The organism is Desulfovirgula thermocuniculi DSM 16036, assembly GCF_000429345.1.
In the GTDB taxonomy this organism is placed as follows: domain Bacteria; phylum Bacillota; class Desulfotomaculia; order Desulfotomaculales; family Desulfovirgulaceae; genus Desulfovirgula; species Desulfovirgula thermocuniculi.
The window spans coordinates 1-26,659 of record NZ_KE386887.1; the positions used below are offsets into that span (position 1 = coordinate 1).

The 26,659-nt window shown below is 60.4% G+C and carries 25 protein-coding genes; 2 read left to right on the forward strand and 23 right to left on the reverse strand.

Annotated elements, in window-relative coordinates:
* Positions 1 to 2,840, reverse strand: a 2,840-nt coding sequence (locus G454_RS0115300; RefSeq protein WP_027719246.1) for an NAD(P)-binding protein, incomplete at its 3' end; no start/stop codon positions are given.
* 330 nt (positions 2,841 to 3,170) lie between these two features.
* On the opposite strand from G454_RS0115300, the gene G454_RS0115310 reads away from it, so the two are divergent.
* Positions 3,171 to 4,610, forward strand: a complete 1,440-nt coding sequence (locus G454_RS0115310; RefSeq protein WP_027719248.1) for a 4-hydroxyphenylacetate 3-hydroxylase N-terminal domain-containing protein — start codon at positions 3,171 to 3,173, stop codon at positions 4,608 to 4,610.
* Here G454_RS0115310 and G454_RS0115315 read toward each other — a convergent pair whose 3' ends face one another.
* The 19 genes from G454_RS0115315 to mnmL form a co-directional block, all read right to left on the reverse strand.
* Positions 4,611 to 5,498, reverse strand: coding sequence for a DMT family transporter (locus G454_RS0115315; protein WP_211230131.1), 888 nt, complete (start codon positions 5,496 to 5,498; stop codon positions 4,611 to 4,613).
* Between the two features lie 13 nt (positions 5,499 to 5,511).
* A complete protein-coding gene (locus G454_RS0115320) occupies positions 5,512 to 6,816 on the reverse strand; it encodes a pyrimidine-nucleoside phosphorylase (protein WP_027719250.1) in 1,305 nt (434 codons plus the stop codon).
* Between the two features lie 6 nt (positions 6,817 to 6,822).
* Positions 6,823 to 8,001 carry a phosphopentomutase gene (locus G454_RS0115325; protein ID WP_027719251.1) on the reverse strand — a complete coding sequence of 393 codons (1,179 nt, stop codon included), beginning with the start codon at positions 7,999 to 8,001 and terminating at the stop codon, positions 6,823 to 6,825.
* A 21-nt stretch (positions 8,002 to 8,022) separates the two neighbouring features.
* The gene (xerD, locus tag G454_RS0115330) at positions 8,023 to 8,907 is read right to left on the reverse strand and encodes a site-specific tyrosine recombinase XerD (RefSeq protein WP_027719252.1); all 885 of its coding nucleotides are present in this window, start codon (positions 8,905 to 8,907) and stop codon (positions 8,023 to 8,025) included.
* A 69-nt stretch (positions 8,908 to 8,976) separates the two neighbouring features.
* Positions 8,977 to 10,083, reverse strand: coding sequence for a DUF362 domain-containing protein (locus G454_RS0115335; protein ID WP_027719253.1), 1,107 nt, complete (start codon positions 10,081 to 10,083; stop codon positions 8,977 to 8,979).
* A gap of 80 nt (positions 10,084 to 10,163) precedes the next feature.
* Positions 10,164 to 10,427 carry a hypothetical protein gene (locus tag G454_RS0115340; RefSeq protein ID WP_027719254.1) on the reverse strand — a complete coding sequence of 88 codons (264 nt, stop codon included), beginning with the start codon at positions 10,425 to 10,427 and terminating at the stop codon, positions 10,164 to 10,166.
* A gap of 6 nt (positions 10,428 to 10,433) precedes the next feature.
* On the reverse strand, positions 10,434 to 11,054 hold the full coding sequence (gene spoIIM, locus G454_RS19805) for a stage II sporulation protein M (RefSeq protein ID WP_051276570.1): 621 nt from the start codon (positions 11,052 to 11,054) through the stop codon (positions 10,434 to 10,436).
* A gap of 103 nt (positions 11,055 to 11,157) precedes the next feature.
* Positions 11,158 to 11,934 carry a sporulation transcription factor Spo0A gene (spo0A, locus tag G454_RS0115350; RefSeq protein ID WP_027719255.1) on the reverse strand — a complete coding sequence of 259 codons (777 nt, stop codon included), beginning with the start codon at positions 11,932 to 11,934 and terminating at the stop codon, positions 11,158 to 11,160.
* A gap of 194 nt (positions 11,935 to 12,128) precedes the next feature.
* Positions 12,129 to 13,304: a SpoIVB peptidase gene (spoIVB, locus tag G454_RS19810; protein ID WP_211230132.1), complete on the reverse strand. Its 1,176-nt coding sequence runs from the start codon at positions 13,302 to 13,304 to the stop codon at positions 12,129 to 12,131.
* Between the two features lie 302 nt (positions 13,305 to 13,606).
* Positions 13,607 to 15,295, reverse strand: a complete 1,689-nt coding sequence (gene recN, locus G454_RS0115360; RefSeq protein ID WP_027719256.1) for a DNA repair protein RecN — start codon at positions 15,293 to 15,295, stop codon at positions 13,607 to 13,609.
* Positions 15,296 to 15,300: 5 nt separating this feature from the next.
* A complete protein-coding gene (gene argR / locus G454_RS0115365; RefSeq protein ID WP_027719257.1) occupies positions 15,301 to 15,756 on the reverse strand; it encodes an arginine repressor in 456 nt (151 codons plus the stop codon).
* A complete protein-coding gene (gene mnmM / locus G454_RS0115370) occupies positions 15,725 to 16,330 on the reverse strand; it encodes a tRNA 5-(aminomethyl)-2-thiouridylate-methyltransferase MnmM (RefSeq protein WP_027719258.1) in 606 nt (201 codons plus the stop codon). The genes argR and mnmM overlap by 32 nt, the downstream gene beginning before the upstream one ends.
* On the reverse strand, positions 16,290 to 17,189 hold the full coding sequence (locus tag G454_RS0115375; RefSeq protein WP_027719259.1) for an NAD(+)/NADH kinase: 900 nt from the start codon (positions 17,187 to 17,189) through the stop codon (positions 16,290 to 16,292). The genes mnmM and G454_RS0115375 overlap by 41 nt, the downstream gene beginning before the upstream one ends.
* Positions 17,186 to 18,013 (reverse strand): TlyA family RNA methyltransferase, encoded by an 828-nt coding sequence (locus tag G454_RS0115380; RefSeq protein ID WP_027719260.1) that lies wholly within the window; start codon positions 18,011 to 18,013, stop codon positions 17,186 to 17,188. The genes G454_RS0115375 and G454_RS0115380 overlap by 4 nt, the downstream gene beginning before the upstream one ends.
* Positions 18,013 to 19,923: a 1-deoxy-D-xylulose-5-phosphate synthase gene (dxs, locus tag G454_RS0115385; protein ID WP_425387453.1), complete on the reverse strand. Its 1,911-nt coding sequence runs from the start codon at positions 19,921 to 19,923 to the stop codon at positions 18,013 to 18,015. Before dxs ends, G454_RS0115380 begins: the two co-directional genes overlap by 1 nt.
* 46 nt (positions 19,924 to 19,969) lie before the next feature.
* Positions 19,970 to 20,524 carry a hypothetical protein gene (locus G454_RS0115390; RefSeq protein WP_211230133.1) on the reverse strand — a complete coding sequence of 185 codons (555 nt, stop codon included), beginning with the start codon at positions 20,522 to 20,524 and terminating at the stop codon, positions 19,970 to 19,972.
* Between the two features lie 840 nt (positions 20,525 to 21,364).
* Positions 21,365 to 22,255 carry a polyprenyl synthetase family protein gene (locus tag G454_RS0115395; RefSeq protein ID WP_027719263.1) on the reverse strand — a complete coding sequence of 297 codons (891 nt, stop codon included), beginning with the start codon at positions 22,253 to 22,255 and terminating at the stop codon, positions 21,365 to 21,367.
* Positions 22,256 to 22,260: 5 nt separating this feature from the next.
* Positions 22,261 to 22,515: an exodeoxyribonuclease VII small subunit gene (xseB, locus tag G454_RS0115400; RefSeq protein ID WP_035108147.1), complete on the reverse strand. Its 255-nt coding sequence runs from the start codon at positions 22,513 to 22,515 to the stop codon at positions 22,261 to 22,263.
* A 15-nt stretch (positions 22,516 to 22,530) separates the two neighbouring features.
* Complete coding sequence (gene mnmL, locus G454_RS0115405; protein ID WP_027719265.1) at positions 22,531 to 23,520, reverse strand: tRNA modification radical SAM protein MnmL/YtqA; 990 nt, start codon at positions 23,518 to 23,520, stop codon at positions 22,531 to 22,533.
* Positions 23,521 to 23,706: 186 nt separating this feature from the next.
* On the opposite strand from mnmL, the gene G454_RS22655 reads away from it, so the two are divergent.
* Positions 23,707 to 23,841, forward strand: a complete 135-nt coding sequence (locus G454_RS22655; protein ID WP_281168486.1) for a hypothetical protein — start codon at positions 23,707 to 23,709, stop codon at positions 23,839 to 23,841.
* A 44-nt stretch (positions 23,842 to 23,885) separates the two neighbouring features.
* On the opposite strand, the gene G454_RS0115415 is transcribed toward G454_RS22655, so the two are convergent.
* From G454_RS0115415 to xseA, 3 genes are read right to left on the reverse strand one after another with little or no spacing between them, the layout of a single operon-like run.
* Positions 23,886 to 24,518, reverse strand: coding sequence for a cyclodeaminase/cyclohydrolase family protein (locus G454_RS0115415; RefSeq protein WP_051276574.1), 633 nt, complete (start codon positions 24,516 to 24,518; stop codon positions 23,886 to 23,888).
* Positions 24,519 to 24,563: 45 nt separating this feature from the next.
* Positions 24,564 to 25,415 carry a bifunctional 5,10-methylenetetrahydrofolate dehydrogenase/5,10-methenyltetrahydrofolate cyclohydrolase gene (locus G454_RS0115420; RefSeq protein ID WP_027719267.1) on the reverse strand — a complete coding sequence of 284 codons (852 nt, stop codon included), beginning with the start codon at positions 25,413 to 25,415 and terminating at the stop codon, positions 24,564 to 24,566.
* On the reverse strand, positions 25,357 to 26,652 hold the full coding sequence (xseA, locus tag G454_RS19815; protein WP_084413551.1) for an exodeoxyribonuclease VII large subunit: 1,296 nt from the start codon (positions 26,650 to 26,652) through the stop codon (positions 25,357 to 25,359). Before xseA ends, G454_RS0115420 begins: the two co-directional genes overlap by 59 nt.
* Positions 26,653 to 26,659: the final 7 nt, after the last annotated feature.

The following is a 26,659-nucleotide window of genomic DNA, read 5'->3' on the forward strand; positions in this document are numbered from 1 at the left end:
TACTCTACGACTTCGGGCACCCGCACCACGCTGCCAATGTTGATGCCGCAGTGGCAGACAAACACCCCCACGCGGGGCGGCTCATTTCCCACCGGCCGCTCCGGCGGGTACTCTTTGACCCGCACCTCAACACCCCGGGCGGCGCTCAAAAGCCGGGAGACGTAGCCCGCCACCGCGCTGGCCTCGGTGACCGTCTCCGGGATGTCCTTGGGACCGGCAAAGATGCCACTGGCAAAGATCCCCGGCACCGAAGTTACACCCGGGCTTAGTTCATCACACAGGCAAAAGCCCGTGTCATCCGTTCTCACTCCTAAAAGAGAGGCCAGCTTTCTTGCCTTTTCACCGGAAGATAGGCCTACAGAAAGGACCACCAGGTCAAACTCCTCTTCACGCACCTGGCCATCGGGTAAAGCATAACGGATACGCAAATTGTTATTGGCAACCTCTTCCACGTTATAGATACGACTGCGCACAAAACGCACGCCGTATTCTTCCTCAGCCCGGCGGTAGTAGCGCTCAAAGTCCTTTCCGTAGGTACGCATATCCATGAAGAAGATGGTGGTTTCTAGGGAACCGTGACTGTGCTCTTGGGCGATAACCGCTTCTTTGATGGCGTACATACAGCAAACTGAGGAACAATAGTCGTGTCCGAGGCGAACATTCCGGGATCCAACACACTGAATCCAGGCAATGCGCCGGGGCTCCTTCCCGTCGGAAGGACGCACCAGGTGCCCCTGGTAGGGCCCGGAGGCGCTTAAAATGCGCTCGAACTGAATGCTGGTTACCACATTGGAGTAACGTCCATAACCGTAATAGGATAGTTGTGCCGGATCAAAAACTTCCCCGCCAGGACTGAGGATCACCGCCCCCACATCCACTTCCATTACTTCATCCTGCATCTCGTGATTAATGGCTTTGGCCAGGCAAACCTTGACACACTCCCGGCATTCCGAACAAACAGCACAGTTAAGACAGCGACTTGCTTCTTTTCTCGCCTCCTCAGAAGACAGGGTTTTTGCTTCCTCTACGAATCCTTTGACGCGCTCTTGCGGGTCCAGGTGGGCAACGGGTTGAGGCTCGCAGCGAGGTATTTCCTCAACCGCCTGACGCATTGGTGCAATTTTCTCTTCCGGCACCCGAAACTGGCGGCCCTGTTTTAAATCTTGTCCTGTAAGGTAACGGTGAATGGATTCGGCAGCTCTCTTGCCGGCAGCGATGGCGTCAATTACCGTTTGCGGCCCGGTAACACAATCTCCCCCGGCAAAAACCCCCGGAATATCGGTAGCCAGGGTGTCGGGATCCACAAGTATGGTGTTGCCTCCCAGGGCATTATCCTTCAAGCAGGACAAGTCCGGCCTTTGTCCTATGGCCAAAATGACCATATCCACGTCCATGAGGAACTCGCTACCCGCTATGGGCACCGGGCGGGGGCGGCTGCCGTCCTTTTTATCCTCAAGCCGGTTCTTCACGCATTCCATTTGCACCAGCCTGCCTTCCCGGCCAATGAAGCGAACGGGGCTGGTCAACATCATAAACTTAACGCCTTCCTCCCTGGCCGCAGCTATTTCCTCCGGCAGGGCAGTGATTTCCGCTTCCGAGCGGCGGTAAACGATGTAGACTTCCTCTGCTCCCAAACGCAAGGCCGTGCGGGCACAGTCCATGGCCGTATTGCCGCCGCCGATGACCGCCACCCGCCGCCCCACCGTCACCGGCTCACCCAGAGCCACCCGGCGCAAAAAAGCAATGCCATGCTCCACTCCTGGCAAGTCCTCTCCGGGCAGGCCAGGAGTGTTGCTCTGATGGGCCCCAATGGCTAAAAAGACAGCCTGGTAATCCTTGCGCAGCTCTTCTAAGGTGATGTCGCTGCCAAGCCTGGTGTTGTACCTAAATTCCACACCCAGGCGTGCCAGCAATCCCACCTCTAGGTCAACCCATTTTTTCGGCAGGCGGTACTCGGGAATACCTACCCGCATCATGCCCCCGGCCACCGGCAAAGCCTCGAAAACAGTCACCTGGTAGCCTTTCTTTACCAGATGATAAGCTGCCGAAAGACCGGCCGGGCCGGAGCCCACAACGGCCACCCTCTCCCGGCGGGGCGCCTCCACCTCGGGCAAGGGGAGTGAATCCATATCTTGGTAGGCCTGCTCAGCCGCAAAGCGCTTCAAGGCCCTAATGTTTACCGGCTCGTCCACGCTTGCCCGGTAGCAGGCAGACTGACAAGGATGGGTGCAAACGCGCCCGCAGACGGCCGGTAAGGGATTATCCCGGTAAATGAGCTGCCAGGCTTCAACATACTTTCCCGCTTTAATTAACTGCACATAGCCTTGCACGTTAACCCCGGCGGGACACGCCGCCCGGCAGGGGGAAATGCCCCGCTTGTCAATGGCATAGGCGCCGGGCGTGGCCTGGGGAAACAGCTTGTAAATGGCCTTTCGGCTACCGAGGCCGGCGTCAAACTCATTGGGTACCTCCACCGGACAAACCCGGGCACATTCGCCACAGCCAGTACATTTAGCAAGATCCACGTAGCGGGCCTTTTGTTCTAGCAAGGCTCGGAAATTGCCCGGCTCCCCTTTGAGTCCTACTAGCTGCGTATTGGCGAGGATTTTAATGTTTAAGTGCCTCCCCGCGTCCACCAGCTTGGGAGAAACAATGCACATGGCACAGTCGTTGGTGGGAAAGGTCTTATCCAGCCTCACCATGGTGCCGCCAATGGCCGGCTTTTCATCCACCAGGTACACCTTAAAGCCGCTTTCGGCCAAATCGAGGGCCGACTGCATACCGCTAATTCCCGCCCCAACCACCAGCACGGAACCCGAGATCCGCCTGCCGCTCCCCATAAATCACACCTGCCTTACTATAGCATAAGTGAAATGGATTTATAGTTTTTGCTTATGACTTCAAAAATTATTATCTTATGGTTCGCTGTCACTAAGGTTACGTTTATTTTAGCATGTTCATAACCGGTTATCAACTATGTTTCTAAAAAACTACGGCAATGTGTTTCGCAAAATTTACACTTTTTCAAAAGGTTACAGGATAAACCGCCTCTTCACGGGGGTACAGCCGCCGCCCGAAAATACCTCTAAAGAAAAAGGGCCGCACCCTGTACGTGCTGGCCCGGACTTTGCAAGAAAAAACACCAAAAGATTACGCGAGGTGGGCGAAAAGTGAAGACGGCTGCGGAGTACCTGGAAAGCATGAAGAACTTAAACCCCAGAATCTTCCTTGGTGGCCGTGAGGTCAAGCTCCTGGAAAACCCGACCACCCTTACCGTGGTCAGGGCCAACGCCAGGGTATACGAGCTGTCAACCGACCCTCGGTACCGGGAAATAATGACGGCCCTTTCTCCCTACACCGGGGAGCGGGTCAGCCGCTGCCTGCACATCGCCCAGAGCGTGCGCGACCTGGAAATGAGGGCCGAAATGGCTCTGCTCACCAGCCAGGTGCTGGGGACGTGCAACTACCGGTGCGTGGGAGCAGACGTGCTCAACGCCCTGGCGGGAGTAACCTGGGAAATGGACCGGGAACTAGGGACAGACTACCACCGGCGGTTTACAAGCTACCTCCGCTACCTGCAGGAAAACGACCTGGCCGTAAGCGGGGCGGTTACCGACCCCAAAGGGGAAAGGACCAAGAGGCCCGCCCAGCAGGACGACCCGGACGTGTACGTGCACGTGGTGGAGAAGAACGCCGACGGCATCGTGGTGCGGGGGGCCAAGGTCAGCCAGAGCGGCGCCATTGGCTGCCACGAAACGGTGGTCATCCCCACCATGGCCATGCGCCCCGGAGAAGAAGACTTTGCCGTGGCCTTTGCCGTGCCCAACGGCGCCCCGGGCATTACCTACATCTGCCAGTACACTCCCTTTACCGCCGAGCGGGAATTAATTCCTGACGTCAAGTACCTCGGCAATCCCCTTTACGGCCAGAGGGAAACCTGCATCATGGTCTTTGAAAACGTGTTCGTGCCCTGGGAAAGGGTCTTCCTGTGCGGCGAAACCCAGTACACGGGCAGGCTTATTGCCCGCTTTGCCAAAACCCACCGCATGAACTGCGGGGGCGCCTGCAAGGTGGGGTTTGCCGACCTGATGATTGGTGCCGCGCAGCTGGCAGCAGAGTATGCAGGCGTAAGCAAGGCCCCGCACATCGTTGAAAAGATAACCGAGATGATCCGCATCAGGGAAACCTGCTATGCCTGCACCATTGCCGCCGCCTACAAGGGCAAAGAAGAACCTGCCGGCTCCGGCTTTTACCAGCCCGATGATATTTTCGGCAACGTGGCCAAGCTGGCCGCCGCCGACGGCTTCTGGGATTTAATGAAATGGGCCGCCGACATCGGGGGCGGGATGGTGGTCACCGCCCCGTCGGAACTGGAGCTGGAAAACCCCCAGACCTCTAATTACGTGCGCAAGTTCATGAGGGCCACCGCCCCTGCCGAACCGAGGCTGCGCATTGCCAAATTCCTGCAGAACTGGTGTGCGGGCCTGCACGGGGCCGGTACCTGGCACGGGGCAGGATCGCCCCAGGCGCAGAAGCTGACCCTCTATGCCCTGACCGATCTCGAAAGCAAGAAAAAAATGGCCCGCGAGCTGGCCGGTATCGAAGAGTAATCACTCCTTTCGCTTGTGGAGCTGGATAACGGTAACCCCCGCCACAATAAGCAGGCACCCCAGGACCTGCCAGGGGGTAAGCGTCTCCCCGAGCAGGAAGTAGGCCAGCGTACCCCCTATCACCGGCTCCAGGGTGGCGGTAAGGTTGGCTTTCACGGGGGCCAGGTAATTAAGCCCTTTAAAGTAAAAGCCAAAGGGGAGGATGGTGGAAAAGACGGCAATATAAACAAAAAAGAGCCATTCCTGCCACCCGTACCCGAGAAAAGTATTCCAGGGAAGGCGGTAGAAGAGGGCATAAACAAGGCTCCCGGCGGCAAACCCGTAAGCCAGCAGGGTCCACGGGGAATAGTTTTCCAGGCCCTTTTTGCCGTAAAGGGTGTAAAAGGCAAAGGCCAGGGCGGCGGATAAGCCAGTGGCCAGGCCGTAAAGGCTGATGGCCAGGCCGCCGCCGGGGCTCCCTTTGACAATTAAAAAGCCTCCCAGGGTGCTGAGCATGAGGGCCAGGGCGTTGCCGGGGGCCAGCCTTTCCTGGCGCCGCAAGAGACCGTAGGCAAAAACAAAAACAGGCGCCAGGTACTGCATGAAGACGGCTGTGGCCACGTTAGTCAGGCTAATGGTTAAAAGGTAAGTTGTCTGTACGGAGGTAAGGCCCACGGCACCAAAGATAAAAAAATAGAGGTAGTGCTCCCTTTTCACGGCCAGGAGGGCGCGGCGGCCAATTCCCAGCACAACCGCCAGAAAAAGGAAAGAAAGGGTCACGCGCATCTGCACGAGATCCCAGACGTTAACCTGGCGGTTGAAAAGGTACTTGGCCACGTTGCTGGAAAGCCCCCACAGGCATGCGGCTCCCACCACAAATAAAAAGCCCTTCCACTCATCTTTTTTCACCATTAACCATCCTTTACCCTATCACTTCGCGGATGAGGTTGGAGGCGGGCGGCTTTTCTACTCCCAGGGCAAAAGCCTCCTCCACCTCCCTCCTGGCCGGGGGAATCCTTGCGGCGTCGCTGGCGTACAGCGTGGCCAGGGCTTCCCCGGACTTAACGTAGTCCCCTGATTTTTTATGCAGGACCACGCCCACCCCGTGATCGATGGAGTCTTCTTTCTTTTCCCTTCCCGCCCCCAGGAGCATGGCCGCCCGGCCTATTTTTTTTGCCTTTACGGCGCACACGTAGCCCTCCCCGCGGGCTACAACGACCTCGCGGTGGCGGGCAAGAGGTAGGCGATCCGGTTCCTCCACCGTTTTGGGGTCGCCCCCCTGCTCCCTCACCATTTCCTTAAACTTTTCCAGGGCCCTCCCGCTCCTGAGCACCTCCTCCAGGCGCCCCGCACCCTCCCCGGGCGTGGCGGCAGCACCGGCCAGGAACAGCATGTGACCGCCCAGCACCAGGCACAGCTCCACCAGGTCTGCCGGCCCGTTTCCGGCCAGTGCCTCGATGGCTTCCCTTACTTCCAGGGCATTCCCTACGGCAAAGCCCAGCGGCTGGTCCATGTCGCTGATTACGGCTGTGGTCTGCCTGCCCACAAGCCGGCCTATGGCCACCATGGTGGTGGCCAGGGAGCGGGCCTCCTCCATGGTGCGCATGAAGGCGCCGTCACCCACCTTTACATCCAGCACGATGGCCTCGGCTCCTGCGGCAATCTTTTTGCTCATCACGCTGGAGGCAATGAGGGGAACGCTGTCCACCGTGGCCGTCACGTCCCGCAGGGCGTAGAGCTTTTTGTCGGCCGGCACAAGGTTGCCGCTCTGGGCCACCACGGCCAGGCCTATCTTCCGCACTTGCGAGATGAACTCCTGCGGGGTGAGGCTCACCCGCAGGCCGGGTATGGACTCCAGTTTATCGATGGTGCCGCCCGTGTGCCCCAGCCCCCTCCCGGACATCTTGGCCACCGGCACCCCGGCAGCCGCCACCAGGGGAGCCAGCACCAGGGTGGTCTTATCCCCCACGCCCCCGGTGCTGTGCTTGTCTACCTTGCGCCCCGGTATGGAGGAAAGGTCCACCGTTTCGCCGGAGGCTACCATGGCCATGGTTAAATCCGCCGTCTCCCGGAAAGAGAGCCCGCGGAAATAAACGGCCATTAAAAAAGCGGCAGCCTGGTAATCGGGAATCTCTCCGCCCGCGTAACCCCGCACGAAAAACTCGATTTCCTCCCGGGAGAGCTCCTGCCCCTGCCGCTTCTTGAGGATGATGTCGTAAGCGCGCACGCTTCCTCACCCCCATACTTCCCGCGCAAAGCTCGTGCCCCGCGGGTAACGGAGGCCGAAAAGCTCCGCCACGGTGGCCGCCACATCGGCAAAGGTCTGCCGCGTGCCCAGGTCCACCCCTGCGCGGATCTTCTGCCCGTATACCAGAAGGGGCACGAACTCCCGGCTGTGATCGGTGCTGGCCGTGGTGGGATCGCAGCCGTGGTCGGCAGTGATGATGAGCACCTCCTGCGGCAAAAGGGCCTCCACGATTTCCGGAAGCCTCTCGTCAAAGTCCCGCAGGGCCCGCGCGTACCCGTGGGGATCGTTGCGGTGGCCGTAAAGCGTGTCAAAATCCACCAGGTTGGCCATGATGAGACCCGGCTCGCGGCGGTGCATGAATTGCAGGATGGCGTCCACGCCGTCCATGTTGTCTTTGGTGTGCAGCGCCTCCGTTATCCCCCTCCCGGCAAAGATGTCCTCAATCTTGCCTACCGCCAGGACCGCCAGGCCGTTTTCCTTTAAGAGGTCCAGTAGGGTGGGCTCCGGTGGGGGCAGGGAGAAATCTTTCCTGTTGGCCGTGCGCCGGAAGCTCCCCGGTACCCCCGTGAAGGGGCGGGCAATGACCCTTCCCACCGCGTGCTCGCCGGTGAGGATCTCGCGGGCAATCCTGCACATGCGGTAAAGTTCTTCTAAGGGGATGACTTCCTCGTGGGCGGCAATCTGGAAGACGCTGTCCGCGGAAGTGTAAACGATGGGGTAGCCCGTGCGCATGTGCAAATCGCCCAGCTCTTCAATAATGGCCGTCCCCGAGGCCGGCTTGTTGCCCAAGACGGGGCGTCCTATGCGCTCCTCAAAGAGCCTGATCAGCTCCGGCGGAAACCCTTGCGGGTAAACGGGGAAGGGGCGCTCTAAAATAAGGCCAGCAATCTCCCAGTGGCCGGTAGTGGTATCCTTTCCCGCCGAGGCTTCCGCCATGCGGCCAAAGGCGGCCAGGGGGCGGTCCTGCGGTGGGACGCCCTCTATAAAGGTAATATTGCCCAGGCCCATTTTGGCCAGGTGGGGCAGGTGCAGCCCCCCTACGGCCCGGGAAACGTGCAGGAGGGTGTTGCTGCCTTCATCGCCGTAGCGAGGGGCATCGGGCAAAGCACCGATGCCCACGCCGTCCAGTACGATCAGAGTTACGCGTGCGGCCTTTGCCTTCAAAAGTAAACCATCTCCTCCGGCTCATGCCCTTGGGTGGGCGCGGTTGTAGATCTCCCGCAGCTTGCTGCGGGTCAGGTGGGTGTAAATCTGGGTAGTGGAGATATCGGCGTGACCGAGCAATTCCTGCACCGACCTTAAGTCGGCACCGTTTTCCAGCATGTGCGTGGCAAAGGAGTGGCGCAGGACGTGAGGGGTGATGCTCTTGGCAATGCCCCCCCTGCGGGCATAAACCTTGATGATCTTCCAGCAGCCCTGGCGGGTGAGGCGCCTCCCCTGCTGGTTAATAAAGAGGGCCTGGGTATTCTTTCCCTTGGCCAGCCTGGCCCTGGCCTGGGCAAGGTAGGCGGAAAGGAAGTGCCTGGCCACCGAACCCAGAGGGATGATGCGCTCCCGGGATCCCTTGCCCATACAGCGCACGAAGCCGTGCTCCAGGTTGACGTCGGCCACGTTTAAGGACACCAGCTCGCTCACCCTCAGGCCGGTGGCATAGAGGAGCTCCAGCATGGCCTTGTCCCGCAGGCCCGTCGGCGTGGAAGTGCGCGGCTGGGCCAGGAGCTTGTCCACCTCTTCGGGAGTCAAAACCCGCGGCAGGCGCTGGCCAAGGCGGGGTGACTCCAGGTTGGCGGTGGGGTCTTCGGCAATAACGCCTTCCTGCAGGAGAAAGCGGTAAAAGGATTTCAGCGCCGCCAGGTGCCGGCAAATGGTGGCCGGAGTGCGACCCCGCGTTTTAAGCTGCAGGAGATAGGAGGTAACGGCATTGCGCCCTTCTGCAAGCGGGCTAATGCCCTGGGAGCGGCAAAAGGCCCAGAACTGGGTCAGGTCGAAGCGGTATGAGGCGACGGTATTGGGGGAGAGCCCCCTTTCCAGGGTTAAATAATGTAGGAAGGCCTCCACGTAAGCCTGCACGGAACCCACCCCCGGAGCCCTTATTGAGTACCGGCAAAGCGCAGCTTCCGCGTAGCGTGCCCCACGCCTTTAAATCTCCACCAGCTCGTACTCCCTGGTGCCCAGGCCCACCTCTTCCCCGTAGGTGAGCTGCCTCTCCCATACCGTTTGCGGCCAGAGGGCGCGGAACTTGTCCTGTACTTCCCGCCCCTCCAGGCGGCTGCCGGGCAGGACGGCCTCCCGGTTCACCAGGTCGGCACAGGCCTGGTCCAGGGCCACCGGATCCAGGGAAGCCAGGATGCCAATATCCCTCACCACCGGGGCATCGGAGAAGCCGTAACAATCGCAGTCGGGAGTTACGTTGAGCACAAAATTAATATAACCCACTTTTCCCTGCTTGTTTTGCAGCACCCCGGCGGCGTACTCGACTATCTTTTCCTGGATGGCCTCGGGCTCGGTCTTCCAGTTAATTTTAATGGCGCCCACCGTGCAGGTCACCGTACACTCCCCGCACCCGATGCACTTGCCGTGGTCAATGTAAGCCTTCTTTGTTTCCCGGGAAACGGCTATGGCCCCCGCGGGGCACCAGCGGGTGCACCGGGCGCAGCCCTGGCACTCGGCAACCGTTACCTCGGGGAGCACGTCGGAGTGCATCATCTGCTTACCGCTGCGGGAACCCGACCCCATGCCCAGATTTTTAATGGCCCCGCCGAAGCCGGTGAGCTCGTGGCACTTGAAGTGACTCATGACAATCAAGGCATCGGCGTGGTAGACGGCGCTGCCGATCTTGACTTCCTTAAAGTGTTTGAGGTTGACCGGCACGTTAACGTAGTCCTTTCCCGTCAGCCCGTCGGCAATGACCAGCGGGGCGTTGACCACTGCAAAATCAAAGCCGTTTAAGATGGCCGTGCGCAGATGATCCACGGCATTGGAGCGGCTGCCCACATACAGGGTATTGGCGTCGGTTAGGAAGGGGTTCCCCCCTCTTTCCCGGATCTTGTCCACCACGCGCCGCACAAACTGGGGCCGGATGTAGGCCGTGTTGCCCAGTTCCCCGAAGTGGAGCTTGATGCCCACAAGGTCTTTGGGGGCAATTAGTTCCCCCATCCCCGCCCGCTCAAAAAGCTTCCCCACCTTGTCCAGGAGGCTTTCCTTATGGGTGGCCCGCAGGCCGGCAAAAAACACCTTGGCGCCCAAAGGTTATCCCCTCCAAACCCGTACGTGTACTGGGTATGTGTACTCTATAAATATTTTTCTGTTCCTGCCGCAACTCCTTTTTACGTTTCCCTCTTCTTCCCCGGACGACCGTAGTAATAATCGCGCCAGAACTGCAGGAAACGGTCCAAAAACTTTCCTTCTCCCATGATGTCATACGTTCTGGAAGCAGGGTGGTAGGTAACGTCCCGAGGGGTTCTGTGGAGTCCTCCCTTCACGAAGGCCCACATGTGCTGAAAGAGGAGGGCGAAAATGGCCAGCACCACCAGCAGGCGCAGGCAAAACATGGCCCTCCGTTTAAGGCGGGAAATAACAATGATGAGCATACCTTCTCACCCCAGAAAGCCCAGCGCCAGTTTTGCCAGCCACGGGGTCAAAAAAGCCTCCACCAGAACGCCGCCGGCTGCCATGGCCAGGGCAAAGAACATGAGGGCGGTATAGTTGAGCAGCGACGGCCACACTGCCCCAAAGGAAGAGGAGGGGCGGGGGACCAGCAGCAGGGAAAAAGAGAGCGCTCCCCCGGCTCCCAGGAGCAAGGCGGGCAGGTAAAGCGCGTGCTGGGGCAAAAAAGTGCAGAGCGACAACACGGCCCCCTTGGGCCAGGGAAAGCAACGGCAGATCAGGGCCAGCGTAAAGCCGAGGGCAAAACCCTCGAAAAACACCAGGGCGAGAATGAAAGGGATACCCAAAAAAGACAGGCCCAGCAGGTAGAAAAGGAGAATGACCGCCAGTTTGGCGGATACCGCCTCCCAGAGAAGTTGGCCCGGTGCGGGAAAGATGCCGGGAACCTGCCTGGCAAACGCTTCCACAAAGCGGTAAAGCTTTTCGGCCTGTGCCGGGTGAAGGAAGTTTACCTTGAGCGCGCCCAGCAAGAGGCCAAAAACAAAGACTGCCGCCACGCCAAAGTAAAGGAGCCAGTCGCGCCGCAGGGCCTCCCGGATGAAGCGGTGCAAGCTCCACCCCCTGTCCAAACAGCCTTCATGCTTCTAATATATGGCATGCGGGGAGGCCGTTATGCTTCCCAACAGAAAACCCGGCCAGCGGCCAGGTTTTCGTTTAGCTTACTTGGGCCAGCTCTAGCCTCAGCTTGTCGGCCACCATGGCAATAAATTCCGAATTGGTCGGTTTGCCCCTCTGTAAGTTTATGGTATAGCCGAAAAACTTATTCATCATTTCCACGTTGCCCCGGTCCCAGGCCAGCTCAATGGCGTGGCGGATGGCCCTTTCCACCCTGCTGGGGGTAGTCTGGTACTTCTGGGCAATCATGGGGTAGAGTTCCTTGGTTATGGCCCCCAGGAGGTTAACTTCCTTGACCACGGCCAGGATGGCATCGCGCAGGTAATGATAGCCCTTTATGTGCGCCGGCACGCCCATCTCGTGGATGATGTTGGTCACGGCAATGTCCAGATTCTTGGTCCTGGTGGTGGCCAGGTAGGGCGAAATATTAACGCCGTTGGCCAGCTGGCGGATGCGCGTGGCCAGGACGCTGAAATCAAAGGGCTTTAATATGTAATAGTCGGCACCCAGCTCCACCGCGCGCTGCGTGATGCTTTCCTGCCCGAAGGCAGTAAGCATGATTACCTTCGGCCTGGCAGGCGTGCTGCTCAGCTTTTCCAGTACGCCGATGCCGTCTAAGTGGGGCATGATGATATCCAGCACCACCACATCGGGCTTTTGCTGCCGGATTTGTTCCAGGGCCTCCAGGCCGTTGTAAGCAACGCCAATCAGCTGGAAGTCTTCCTGCTGGTTAAAAAATTCTTTTAATAATTCACAAAAATCCCTGTTGTCGTCGGCAATAAGGATTTTTACATTCTTTTTTACCGTATTTGCCATGAAGCCCGCCTCCTAAACATAACTATTGGTATTTATATCCAATTGTCATCTTCGACGCATAAAAAAAATCTCCTGCTGCGGAGAATGAATAAAAAATTTACCATTTTTGCGAATACGTGACACCAATTGAGCCAGTTTTTTCTAATTTGCTTCGTTTTTCTCGCAATATCTCGTTTTTAGTCGAACTCCGCTTATTATGCCGCTTTTTCTTCCCTTGCGGGCATCAAATTTGCATCCAACAGCATCCACTCGGCCAGGACGCCGTAGCCCCGCGTGGGGTCGTTGATGAAGACATGGGTCACCGCTCCCACGAACTTCCCTTCCTGGATAATGGGGCTCCCGCTCATGCCCTGGACGATGCCGCCTGCCTGCCGCAAGAGTTCTTCGTCGACAATTTTAATGATCATACCCTTGCCTTCCCTTTTATTCTGGGGCATGACCTGCAGGATCTCCACGGGAAAGCGTTCGACGCGGTTTCCCTTCAGCACGGTCAGCATTTCCGCAGGCCCTTTTTTCACCTGGTAAACCATGGCCACCGGCAGCGGCTGGGGATACAGGGGGTTAGAAAGGGGTTCCCGCAGGGGGCCGAAAATGCCGCAAGGCGTATTTCTGGTTATCTCCCCCCAGATAACGCCGCCTTCCAGCGTGCCGATTTTCTCTCCCGGCTGGCCGCGCCGGCTCGGGCGGATACCCTGGATGGTGGCCTCCACGATGCGGCCCTGCGCAGCCGCCGCCCCATGGCCCGCAGCCGCCTCTATGATGGCATGCCCCAGCGCCCCGTAGACCCTGCTGCGGGGCTCGTAAAAGGTCAGCGTGCCGATGCCGGCAGCGCTGTCCCTCACATAAAGCCCGAGGCGAAAGCCCCCGGTTTTAGGGCAAAAAAGCGGCTTGACGCGGAAAACCAGGTGGCGGTCCCCCCTCTTTACTTCCACCCTTACCTCCCGGCCATTTTCCCCGCTGGTCTGGATCTCGTTCCTGACCTCCTGCTCGCTGTGCACGGACCGCCCATTAACGCTCACGATAATATCACCGCCGGCTATGCCCGCCTCCCGGGCAGGGCAACGTTTCTTTCCCGCAGCGTCGGTAATTTCGGCAAAGCCCACCACCACCACTCCCCGGGCATTAAGCAGCACTCCAATGGAATGGCCTCCCGGAACTACCTTTACCGGAGGAACGACATTAACGACCAGGCGGGATAGTGGTATCAGGCCCCACAACCTCACTTGCAGGTTTACCCGACCGGGGGAGGTGGCCACCGGGACGGAATCCAGGTCCAGGGCCGGCCCCGCAGCCGGCAAGACCTTTATCTTGAAAAGCCACTTTGGTAGCTCCCGCGGCAGGAGAGGGTCGCCCACCACCACGTGGCTCACCCCTGACGGGATAAGAGACCCGAGGCCCGCCCTTACAACAAGGATGAATGCCAGCACGAAAAGGAAAATTCCGAGAAAAAGCAACCTCTTTTTCTGCAGGCTCCATCACCTCCCTTTGCCGCACTCACCCCCACGTAATTAAGAGCATTTTCGAGATATTGCGTGCATTTTTAAGATTACCTAAGATAATTTCATTTATTCTAGCTAAATGTGGTTGCATGGTGTATTTTCTCGTCTTTTGCCTGCAAAAAGAAAAGCCCTTGCGCGCGCAAGGGCCTGGCGGGAAATTTGGCAATTTTTAATCAGCTATTTTTACGGCGGGCAAGATTTAAGAGGTGCCGGGCGTGCTCCCTCGCCAGGAAATCCTCTTCCTGGCCGCTCAGCATGCGGGCCAGCTCGGCAAGCCGCCCCCCCTCGTCCAGCTTTTCCAGCCTGGCCAGGGTCTGCCCCTCCCTGACCACCTTGCTGATGCGCCAGTGGGTCTCGGCCAGGCTGGCCACCTGGGCCGCATGGGTAATGCAGATTACCTGCCTCCTGGAAGCAATTTCCGCCAGCTTTTCCCCTACGGCCACCAGCGCCTTGCCCCCAAGGCCGGTGTCCACCTCGTCAAAAACCAGCGTGGGCAGCTCGTCGACCCCGGCCAGGATGGCCCGTATGGCCAGCATCACACGGGAAAGCTCCCCGCCGGAAATGAACTTGGCCAGGGGGCGCAGCGGCTCGCCGGGGTTGGGCGAGATAAGAAATTCCACCCGCTCCCGCCCGGCAGCAGAAGGCTGGTCCAGCTCCTCCAGGAGAACCCTGAACGCCGCTTTCTCCATCTCTAGGTCCCCGAGGTGCCGCATAACTTCCCTCTCCAGCACCGCCGCCGCCTGCCGGCGGGCCTGCGAGAGGGCTCTCGCCTTTTCCTCCCACTCCTCCCGGCAAAGCCGCAGTTCACTGCCCAATGCGGCCACCCTCTCCTCGCCGGTGGAAAGTGCCTCCAGTTCCGCCGCCGCTTCCTCCCGGTAGCGCAAAATTTCCTCCACGGTGGAGCCGTATTTGCGCTTCAGCTCCTTAATCCTGGCCAGCCTCTCTTCCACCTGCTGCAGCCGCAACGGGTTGTGCTCCACCCCTTCGCGGTAGCGGGACAATTCCCTGGCCAGGTCCTCCACCTGGTAAAGGGCGTTTTCCGCGGCGGCAAGCAGGGTGGCCACCTCCCCGTCCAGGCGGGCCAGCTCCTCCAGGTCGCGGCGCACGCCCCCCAGGAGGTCCACCACCGGCGGCGCTCCGCCGCTGCCGCCGTAAAGGACCGCATAGCACCTGCCGGCCAGGAAAGCTATTTTTTCCGCGTTGGCCAGGCGCTGCCTTTCTCTTGCCAGCTCCTCTTCCTCGCCGGGAACAAGGCACGCCCGGTCAATCTCCTTTATCTGGTAGGAGAGCATGTCCATGCGGCGCGCCTTTTCCTGCGTCCCCCTCTGCCATTCCTCCAACTCCGCAGATATGCTGCGCCAGTGCCGGTAAAGGGCGGCAACCTCTTCCCGTAAGGGCCAGAGCCCCCCAAAGCGGTCCAGCAGGTCCCGGTGCTTTTCCGGGGAAAAAAGGGACTGGTTTTCGTGCTGGCCGTGGATGTCCACCAGGGAGCTACCCACTTCCCGGTAGAGGCTCAGGGGTACCGGTTGCCCGTTGAGGCGGCACAGGTTGCGCCCGCTCCGGGACAGTTCGCGGGACATGATCAGGAGCCCGTCGTCTTCCGGCAGGACCCCCCACGCGGCCAGCCTTTCCTTTAAGGCCGCCAGCCCCTCCAGCGCAAAGACAGCCGTCACCCTGGCCTTTTCGCGCCCCGTGCGGATGTATTCCGACCAGGCACGCCCGCCCAGGGCCACCTGCAGGGCCTCCACCAGTATAGACTTCCCCGCGCCGGTCTCCCCGGTTAGTACGTTTAAGCCCGGGCCAAATTCGATGCTCTGGTGGTCGATGAGGCCGAAGTCCCGGATATCCAGGGAAACAAGCAACTCCCTCACTCCTTGGACAGCTCGCTAAGGCGTTTGAGGACCTTTAAAACCATTTTCTTGGGCTTTACCACGGCCAGGATGGTATCGTCTCCGGCTACCGTGCCGATGATTTCCGGCCAGGCTGCTTGATCTAGGGCGGAGGCTACCCCTTGTGCCTCGCCCGGCAGGGTTTTAATGACCACCAGGTTTTCGCTGCAATCTATGTACTGTACCGAGGTGCGCAGGAGGCGTTTGAGGCGCTCATCGCGGCGCGGCGGCACGGCCTCCCCGGGAGGCGCGTAGCGAAAGGAGTTCTGGTCAAGAGGGACCTTTACCAGTCCCAGTTCCCGGATGTCTCGCGACACGGTGGCCTGGGTTACGGGAAAGCCGGCCTCCCGCAGTGCCCGGGCCAGCTCTTCCTGGGTGGCAATGACCCGCTCGCGGATGATCTCAAGAATCTTTCTTTGCCTCATGGCCTTCATGGGCCGCACCTGCCTTTTCCAGGAAAAACACAACCGGGGCCCTGCCCGAGCGGTTCCAGAAAGAAATTCTCAGCACCACGAATTCTGCGGGAGGAACGGTGGCGGCGAAGTCTTCCACCGCCCTCAGCTCCTCCAACCCTCCCGGGTGGCCGGTGTAGATGACCATGGATATGCGCCCTCCGGGGGCCAGAAGCGCCAGGGCAGTCTGCAAGGCCTCCAGGGTGGAAGAGGGCCGGGTAACCACCCGGTGGTCGCCCCCGGGAAGGTAACCCAGGTTAAACATCACCGCCCGGACGTTCGGGGGCACATACCGGTCCATTTCCCGGTGGTCGGCGGCCAGAAGGGTGACCCGGTCCAGGAGGCCGTGGCGCTCCAAGAGGGCTTTTGTTTGCGCGATAGCCTCTTCCTGAATGTCAAAGGCATAGACACGGCCCTGGGGGCCTACCCCTCTTGCCAGGAAAAGAGTATCGTGGCCGTTACCGGCGGTGGCGTCCACGGCCAGGGCACCGGGCACCAGCACGGGGGCGATGAACTCATGGGCCAGTTTCACCGCATTGCCGGTCTGGAACTTCACGCCGGTATCCCCCCTCGCCGAGCTTCTGGCGCAAGAGATAGAAAAAGCTCCGCTTTTTCAGCCGGATGAGGCGTGCCCTGTGGGCGGAGCGGCAAATAGACACCGTGTCGCCGAGCCTTAGGCGGTAGCCCTGCTGGCCGTCCACGGTGAGCATGACTTCCCCCTTCTCCGAGCGCACCACCACCCGTACCTCCCTGCCGGCATCAATTACCAGCGGTCGTGCCCAGAGGGAGTGGGGGCAAATGGGCGTCACCACCAGGAGGTCCAGTTCCGGCGTCACCAGCGGGCCCCCGGCGGAAAGTGAGTATGCCGTAGACCCCGTGGGCGTGGCTACGATCAGCCCGTCTGCCGGGTAGGTGGTGACGAAGTCGTCGTCCACATACGTCTCCAGGAAAATCAGCCGGGCAAAGGCCCCCTTGGTAATCACCGCGTCGTTCAAGCCGATAATTTTTTCCATCACGGCTCCTTCCCGGATCACCCGGGCCTCCAGCATCATGCGCTCCTCAACGGTAAACTCCCCGCCGAGGAGCTTTTCCAGGCCGGAGAAAAGCTCCGGCAGGTCGATCTCGGTTAAAAAGCCCAGGTGCCCCAGGTTGACGCCCAGCACGGGAATGCCCCGGGGAGCCGCCTTGCGGGCGCTGCGCAATAACGTGCCGTCCCCGCCCAGCACCACCAGCACCTCCACCTGCCCCAGCAAGCGCTCCAGGGGCAGGCCCAGGGAGGCCAGGCCCAGCATGTTAGCCGCCCCGAGGGGTATGCACACCCGGCATCCCCTTGCCGCCAGCCAGTCAACAATCTGACCTACCAGGGGGGCGATATTCTTCTTTTCCAGGTTGACCAGTAACCCGATGTTCTTCATCGTTCCTCTCCTCCGCCGGCCCGCAGCGCGGCGTGAGCACGCGCCACCACCTCCGCCAGGGCGGAAAAAGCATCCACACCGTCCTTTCCCGTGCGGTCAAAGCAAACGAGGAACTCGATGTTCCCCTCGGGGCCGGTAAGAGGAGAGTAATCCAGGCCGCGGATCCCCCACCCCAGCCCTTTAATCACCCGGCATACGGCGGCAATAACCTCCCGGTGCACTGCCGGGTCCCTAACCACCCCTCTCTTGCCCACTTTCTCGCGCCCCGCCTCAAACTGGGGTTTGATGAGGGCCACGCCAAAGGCCTCCTCGGTGGTTAAGCCGGCAAGGCAGGGCAGAACCTTGGCCAGGGAAATAAAAGAAACGTCCACCACCGCCGCATCCGCCAGGCAAGGCAGGTCCTGCGCCCGCAGGTGGCGGATGTTGGTGCGCTCGAAGACGACCACGCGCGGGTCGCAGCGCAGCTTCCAGGCCAGCTGACCGTAGCCCACGTCCACCGCCAGGACCAGGCGGGCTCCGTGCTGCAGGGCGCAGTCGGTAAACCCTCCCGTCGAGGCCCCCACGTCCAGGACCACCTTGTCCCGGAAATCGAGGTTAAAACTGCGGATGGCCTTCTCCAGCTTTAACCCCCCGCGGCTGACGTAGGGCAGGGAGCCGACCACCTCGATCTTGGCCTCCGGCCCGATCAGCTTGCCGGGCTTGTCCACCGGGTGCCCGTCCACGCGCACCTGGCCGGCCATAATGGCTACCCTGGCCTTCTCGCGGCTTGCAAAGTAGCCTTTCTGCACCAGCCACACGTCCAGGCGCTGCTTGCCTTCGCCCACTACCCCTGCACCCCGGCCAAGCTCTTGCCCAGAAGTACCCTTTTGGCACCGACAAGCTCCAGGGCAGCGTTAACCAGGTTTTCCACCGTCAGCCCGCAGCGCGCCAGCAGGGTGGCCCGGCTACCGTGCTGGATGAATTCGTCGGGGATCCCCAGGCGGGTCACTTTTACGCCCTGAATCCCGCGGTCGGCCAGCAACTCCAGTACGGCCCCTCCAAACCCTCCCTGCAGGGCGTGCTCTTCCACCGTAAGGAGGCGCCGCGTGCGCACGGCATACCTAATGATGCACTCCTCGTCCAGGGGCTTGACAAAGCGGGCGTTTATTACGGTAGCCTGCACGCCCTCCCGCTCCAGCAGGGAGGCGGCCTCTGCGGCCAGAGGCACCATGCTGCCCACGGCCAGGACGGTCAGGTCGTCCCCTTCCCGCAGCACTTCCGCCTTGCCCAGCGGCAGGGGCAGGATTTCCTCGTCGAGGGGGCAGCCCGTGCCCGCGCCGCGCGGGTAGCGTAGGGCTGCCGGTCCGGGATGCATGAGTGCCGTCAGCAGCATGCGGCGCAGCTCGTTTTCGTTTGCCGGCGCCATGACCACCATGTTGGGGATGCACCTCAAGTAGGCAAAATCAAAAGCGCCGTGGTGGGTGGCGCCGTCTTCACCCACCAGCCCTCCCCGGTCGAGAACCAGGGTTACGGGGAGGTTCTGCAGGCAAACGTCATGGATGATCTGGTCGTACGCCCTCTGCAGGAAGGTAGAGTATATGGCCACCACGGGCCTGAAGCCCCCGGCTGCCAGCCCCGCCCCGAGGGTCACGGCGTGCTGCTCGGCAATCCCCACGTCAAAAAAGCGCTCGGGGAAGGCAGAGGCAAAAAGGTCCAGCCCCGTGCCGGAGGGCATGGCCGCCGTAATGGCTACAATGCGCCGGTCGCGGCGGCCCAGCTCCACCAGGGTGCGGCCGAAAACCTCGGTGTATGACGGGGGCTCCCCCGGTTTTTTCTTCACCTGGCCCGTTTTAATGTCAAAGGGGCCCACGCCGTGGTACTTGTCGGCGTTCTTTTCCGCCGGCGGGTAGCCCTTTCCCTTGCGCGTGAGCACATGCACCAGCACGGGCCCTTTGGTAGACCTGGCCTGCTCGAAGACCTTGATCATGGCCCGCAGGTTGTGCCCGTCAATGGGGCCCAGGTAGATAAACCCCAGCTCTTCAAAAAACATTCCCGGGACCACCAGGTACTTCAGGGCGTCTTTTATGCGCTCCACTGCCCTCGCCACGCGCGGCCCGATGGTGGGAATGCGCTTTAAAAGTTGCTCTATTTCTTCCTTTCCCTTAGAGTACATGGGGTCCGTACGCAGCCGGCTTAAGTATTGGGCCAGCGCCCCTACATTGGGAGAAATGGACATTTCGTTGTCGTTTAAAACCACAATTAAATTGGTCTTTACCTGCCCGGCATGGTTTAAGGCCTCAAAGGCCATGCCGCCGGTCATGGCCCCGTCCCCAATTACCGCCACCACGGCGTAGTCTTCGCCCTTTAAATCCCGGGCGAGGGCCAGGCCCAGGGCGGCAGAGATGGAGGTGCTGCTGTGCCCGGTGGCAAAAACGTCGTGCTCGCTTTCCTGCGGGCGGGGAAACCCGCTGATACCACCGTACTGGCGCAAGGTTCTGAAGGCGGCGCGGCGGCCGGTAATCATCTTGTGGGCGTAGCACTGGTGGCCGACGTCCCAGATGATCTTGTCCCGGGGGCTCTGGAAAACACGGTGAAGGGCCAGGGTCAGCTCCACCACTCCCAGGTTGGGCGCCAGGTGGCCGCCGTTTGCCGCCACGGTTTCGATGATTTCCTGGCGGATTTCCTGGGCCAGCCTCTGCAGGCCCCCTATGTCCAGGGAAAGCAGGTCGCGCGGGGAGTTTATAGTGGAGAGTATGGCACCCATTTTTTTCTCCTTCCCGGTTAAAGATGGCCTGGCGGCGTTATTGCTTTTTGCGCTGACGCGGGAAAAATTTTATGCCCGTCAGGGTCTCTAGGGCGGCCATTACTCTGCCCACCAGGAAGATGACCTCGTTGGCCCGCCGGAGGGCAAAGCTTTTCCCGGCTGCCTTGCCTCCCACGGTGAGGGCGGCAATGACGGCCGTCACCAGCATGTTTAACAGGACCTGGTTGGCGCCCTTCCAGTAAAGCAATATCTGCATAACCAGGGCAATGCCTAAGGCGCCGCTGACCGTCCCGGCAATATCACCTATAACGTCATTGCAGATGTTGGCCACCCGGTCGGCATGGCGTACCAGGTAAACACCCTCCCGCGCCCCGGGCAGCTTTTTGGCCGCCCGGGCATGAAAGGGGGATTCGCTGGCCGCCGTGGCGGAAGTTCCCACGATGTCGGCCACAATGCCGATCAGTATAATTATAACTAAAAAAAGGAGGGATATAAAAAGGCTTCGTACTTTACTGGCCAGCAATTCGGAAATCCAAAAGAAAATTACCGCCAGTAAAAACGAAGCCGCACCGACACCGATGACGTATCCCAAAGACATCTTCCGCCTGCTATTACCCAAAAGATTCACCTCTGGACAAGCCTGAATACGAAAAAAGGGGATAAGTGATAGCCACGCGGGTAGACGTTGTGGCTTAAGGTCCAGCAGGTTTTCCCAAGCGGTCACCGGCTGTCGCCAGACCGGCGGTTTCCCCTTAGGACCGCTTCCGGAGCGTCGCCGACTCCGGGGCTGGATTACCACTTAGACCACACTTTAATCCCCGCATGACCCCGGTTTCCCGGACAGCCTAGGAGCTTTCCTCCACAGGAGGGCCTTTTTCTAGCCTCTTTTGCAGTAGCGGTTTCAGCCCCCGCAGCCACCCCGGGCCCGTTAAAGGGACTGCTCTTTCTTACGGCATCCACCGCTACCACTCAAGGCAGGCTACACTGCACGCAGCTTCCACCACGTGCAGGTTCACACCCCAAGCCATAGTACGGCTCTTCGCTTTCCCACGCACTTGGGTCTCCGCGGAGCCGGGGTCCACGCCCGCATGCCCTTGCGGCTCGCCCCAACTCCTTAACTCCCAGTACCAGCCCCCGACTGGGCGTCGGCAGCCAGCACCAGGAACTTCATCGGTGTGCCCGCGGCGGATTTTTAGGCCCGCCTTCAAAAAAGGCCTGCCTGACTAGGATACTGCATCACTTATCCCCTTTGAAGAATTTTCAAAAAACCCCCTTGCAGTAGCATTATAGCACGCCCCCGCAGCGGGGGCAAACGAAGCCGCCAACCGTTTAAAGCACTGGCCGGTTGGCAGGACGCCTTTTAGGCACGTGCCATCTTTAAAGGTCACGCTAGCTCCTTTTATCTTCAAAGGAAAGGCCTTTGTTCATAAATCTAGAAATCCCGCTCTACCACAAACCTGGCCAGCTCCCTTAAAAAGTCGGCACGCCCATCGAAAATTTCCAGCGAAGCTATCGCGGCTTCCACCGCCTCCCTGGCCCTGTTCCTGGCCGCCTCCACGCCCATGAAGAAAGGGTAGGTGGCCTTGCGATTACGCAGGTCGCTCCCCACCGGCTTGCCCAGCTTTAACGGGTCGCCCTCCACGTCCAGGATGTCGTCCTGGATCTGAAAGGCCAGGCCTAGGTGCTCGGCGTACTTCGTAAGGGCGCTCAGCTGTTCCCCCGTGGCGCCCACCAGGATGGCCCCCGTTCGCACGGCGGCCCGGTAAAGGGCACCCGTTTTGTGGCGGTGGATGTATTCCAGCGTGGGCATATCCACGCGGGAGGCTTCCGTGAGGGTATCCACCACCTGCCCCCCGATAAGCCCGGCAGTGCCCGCCGCCGCGGCCACCTCCTCGATGACCTGCACCACCCTCTCGGGCGGCACCTGGCAGTACCCGGCGTTTTTGGCCAGAAGACCAAAGGCGTGCGTTAAGAGGGCATCCCCGGCAAGGATGGCCACGGCCTCGCCGTAAACGCGGTGGCAGGTGGGCTTGCCGCGGCGGAAGTCGTCGTTGTCCATGGCCGGGAGGTCGTCGTGGACGAGCGAATAGGTATGGATGAGTTCTATGGCGCAGGCCGCGGGGATAACCCTCATGGGATCGCCGCCCACCGCCTCCGCGGCGGCCATGACCAGCACGGGCCGCAGGCGCTTCCCGCCGGCAAAAAGGCTGTAGCGCATGGCCTGGTGGATTACCTCCGGGTAGGCGTCCGGCGGGGGCAGGAAGCGGTCCAGGGCCTCATCCACCAGGGCCGACCTGGCCTTCAGTTCGCGCCAGAAGTCCACACGCCTTACTCCTTTCCTTCGTTACGGCCGCCAAGCAGGTCGGCCAGGTGGGGATCGAAATCTTTCAGGACCGGCTCCCCTCGCTCGTTGGCCGTTAAAATGGAGATGCGCTCCTCAACCTTCTCCAGTTCCTGGTGACAGAAGCGGGCCAGCGCAATTCCCTCTCCGAAAAGCGCCAAGGACCTTTCCAGGGAGAGCTGGCCCTCTTCCAGCTCCCTCACCACCGCTTCCAGCCTGGCCAGGGCTTCCTCAAAGGTCATCTTCTTAATAGCCCCTCACTCCCCCGGGTCACCACCTTGTGCCTCACCAAACCTCTTTCGCAGGGCCGGCCCGTTCAGGTAGTCACAGAGCCGCCCCTGGTAGGTATCCAGTTCCTCCAGCCTGGCTTCAATCCGCTGCACCACCTGCCACCAGCTGACCCCCCAGTTGGCAAAGAGTAACTTGTCGTGCGGCCCGCGGCCTACCAGGCGCTGGATGACCGTATCCGGGCGCAGGTACTCCAAAAAGGTAACCGCCCGCGCCACATATTCCTCCATGGGGATGATGTTAATTTCGCCCTTCTGGTACATCTCCCCTAGCACGGTACCCCGCACCACGTACAGGGAATGCAGCTTGACGTAATCCACCTCCAGCGCGGAAAGCACCTTGGCGCTTTCAATGACGTCCACCATGTCGTCCCAGGGAAGGTTGAGGATGAGGTGCGCGCAGACCTCCAGGCCCCTCTTTTTCACCCGGCCCACCGCATCGATGAACTCCCCCAGGGTGTGGCCGCGGTTTATCCTCAAGAGGGTACGGTAGTTTACCGTCTGCAGGCCGAGCTCCACGTCAATGAGCAAATTTTTTTCCCGCCCTACCTCGGCCAGGAAATCAAGATACGGATCGCTCACGCAATCGGGGCGGGTGGAAACGGAAATGCCCACCAGGTCTTCCGTCTCCGCGGCGCTCCGGATGTACTTCTGAAAGAGCTCAAAAGGCAGGTACGTATTGGAAAAGGCCTGGAAGTAGGCAATGAACTTGCCGGCCTTGTAGCGCCGGCGGAAAAATTCCTTATTCCGCGCCAACTGCTCTTCCACCGTTACGGAGCTGGGCAGGCACTCAAAGCCGGCTCCCTCCTCGTCGCAGTAAATGCACCCGCCCACGCCCAGCGTGCCGTCGCGGTTCGGGCAGGTCACGGGCAGCTTCAATGGCAGCTTGTATACCTTCGTGCCGAACCTCTCGCGGAGGTAGTCCGAGTAGGCCCGGTAGCGCGCCTTTAAGGCCGCCAATAAGGCTCCCCTCCTTAGAGCTTATCATAGCATACGCGGGGACGGTTAGTTAAGATGCCTTTTGCCGGGCACAGGTTGACATTTGCCACCGCTTGAGTTTAATTTATTTAACCGGGGCTCCTTCCTTCTGGCCAGGTTAATCATCCAATCGCATTGCTTAAGTTTAATTTACCGGGAGGGGGAAACGTGTCGCGGGTGGACGAGCTGGTGCGGGAGATAGAGAGCCTTACCCTTGAGGAGCTAAAGCAACTCTTCGATCGGCTGGAGGACCTTCTGGACCTCCTGGGGTGGATTAAGCTAAATGAGGTAAACTTCTGTTGAAAAAGGCGGGCTCGCCGCGCAAGGCGAGCCCGCCTTTAAACTTTCTACTTCATCCTTTCCTGCACCACGGCCACGGCGGCGTCTTTCAGCCTCTTGGCCTCGGAGACGATGCGTTCCTTTTCGGCCAGCACGGCCTTCACGTACTCCTGATCCTTGATGAGGGGTATGTTGATGTCGGCACTCAAAAGCACGGCGTTAATGGCGGCCTCGCACACATAGGCGGCCACCCCGGCATCGCTGATGGCCATCTTATTGCCGATCTTGGCCAGCTTTTCGGTAACGACCAGGGCCTCCAGGAGGGTGCGGGCCACCTCAAGTGGGGTATCGGTGGCCTCTTTCAGGGCCTTTTGCATGAGCTCTTCCCGCCGGGCCTTTTCCTCCTCCGTGTTCTTGGGCAGGCGGTAGACCTCCATGAACTTGTTAAAGGCGGCCACATCCTGGGCCACGAGCTTTTCCAGCTTGTTAATGATGAAGTAGGCGGCACCGGCAATTTCCTTTGCCTGGGGCTCCACGTCGGCGTACTTGGGTTTGCCCACGGTGAGGTTGCCCACCATGGCCGTCATGGCCACCCCCAGGGCCCCTACGAGGGCGGAAACGCTCCCGCCGCCAGGGGTGGGGGAATCCGACGCCGCTACGGCCAAAAGCTTCCTAAAGGACATATCAAAAAGCTCGCTCACCGAGATCCCTCCTCACGCAAAAATTCACCGCAGTTTGACGCCCACTTAAGCCTTGCCCTGGAGCCGAATGGCCTTGAGCACGTTTTTCTGGATGAGCACGGTGGTCAGGCTGCCCACGCCGCCGGGCACGGGGGTGATGGCCCCGGCCACCTCCTTGGCCGCCTCAAAGTCCACGTCGCCGCAAATGCCGTCTTCCACCTGGTTGATCCCCGCGTCCACCACCACCGCCCCGGGCTTGATCATCTCTGCCTTGATCATGCGGGGCTTGCCCACGGCGGCAATGAGGATGTCGGCCTGGCGGGTATGGTAGGCGAGGTCGGCGGTTCTGGTGTGGCACACGGTTACCGTGGCGTTTTGATTTAGCATCATGAAGATGAGGGGCTTGCCCACCGTTTCGCCGCGTCCGACAAGGACGGCATTCTTCCCCTTGATCTCAATACCGCTGCGGAGCATAATCTCGATGCAGCTCTGGGGCGTCGCGGGGAAGAGGCCGTCGGCGCCGCTCAAAAGGTAACCGCGGTTAATGGGGTGGGACCCATCGACGTCTTTGAGGGGGGAAATGGCTTCCAGCACCCGCTGCTTGCTGATGTGCTTGGGCAGGGGCATCTCAATCATAATACCGTGCACGCTGTCGTCTTTGTTCAGGCGGTCGATGAGGTCCAGCACTTCTGCTTCCGGAGTATCGCCCGGCAGATTGAACAACTCGAAGGCAATGCCTACGTTGGCGCAGGACTTTTCTTTGGAGCGGGCGTAAACCACCGAAGCAGGGTCGTCGCCCACCAGCACGGCCACCAGCTTGGGGAGAATACCCTTTTCTTTTAGCTGCGCTACCTCCGCCTTAACTTCTTCGCGGATCTCCGCGGCAATTTTCTTGCCATCCAGAATGGTCGCCGCCATCAATCAAACCTCCTCCGGGAAAGTTTTTCGCTTGGTCCGGCACGGTTTCTTTGACACAGCAGTGGAGGCGCCCCCGGTAAAGCTCCACGCGAACCTCTTCTCCCACCGCAACCTCCTCCGCCCGCCGCAGCACCTCTCCCGTAGTGGCCCGCGTGCAGATGCTGTAGCCGCGGGAGAGAGTGGCCAGCGGACTTAAGGAGTGCAGGCGACCGGCAAGCAGTGCCAGCTCACTGCGCTTGCGGGCCAGGTGCAGCTCTGCCGCCTTTAACAGGCGGCGCAGAGCCTCGTCCACCGCCTGCGCGCGCAGGCCGCAGATGGCATCCACGGGCTGGCGGAAGACCCGGCTCTGGCAGCAGGCCTTAAGCCTTTGCCGGTAGACCACCACCTTTTCCCTCGCGGCCCGCACGAGGCGCGCCCGCAGCGCTTCCAGGTAGCGCGCCACCTCCTCCCGCACGGGCACCACCATTTCCGCCGCCGCCGAAGGCGTGGGGGCACGCGCGTCGGCCACAAAGTCGGCAATGGTGAAATCCGTTTCATGCCCCACGGCGGAAACGACGGGAATGGCAGAGAGGAAGATGCTGCGCGCCACCAGCTCGGTGTTAAAGGCCCACAGCTCTTCCAGCGAGCCCCCGCCGCGGCCCACGATGATCACGTCGCAGGCCTGCAGGCGGTTCAGCCACTGGATGGCCGCCGCCACTTCCCACGGGGCGCTCTCCCCCTGCACGGTCACGGGCACCACGATGATGTGCAGGCCCGGCCACCGTCGGCGGATGATCCTCACCATATCCCGCAGGACGGCACCGGTAGGCGAGGTGACGATGCCGATGCGGCGGGGCAGGAAAGGCAGCCTCTTTTTGTGGCGGGCATCAAACAGCCCCTCCTGCTGCAGCCTGGCCTTGAGCTGCTCAAAGGCCACGTAGAGGGCGCCGACACCGCACGGCTCTACCTCCTCCGCGTAAAGCTGGCAGGTGCCGTCCCGCGGGTAAACGGTAACGTAGCCCCTGACCTGCACCGCCATGCCGTCCTGCGGCTGGAAGGAGAGCCGGGAGGCGCGGGAGCGGAACATGACCACCTTGATGGTGGCATATTGGTCCTTTAAGGTAAAGTAAAGGTGCCCGCTGGAAACCCTTTTAAAATTGGAAATTTCCCCCTTCACCCAGATATTGAGGAGAAGGGGGTCGTTATCAAGAAGCTCCTTAATGTAGGCGTTTAGCTCGCTGACGGTAAAAAGCCTCATGCCGCGG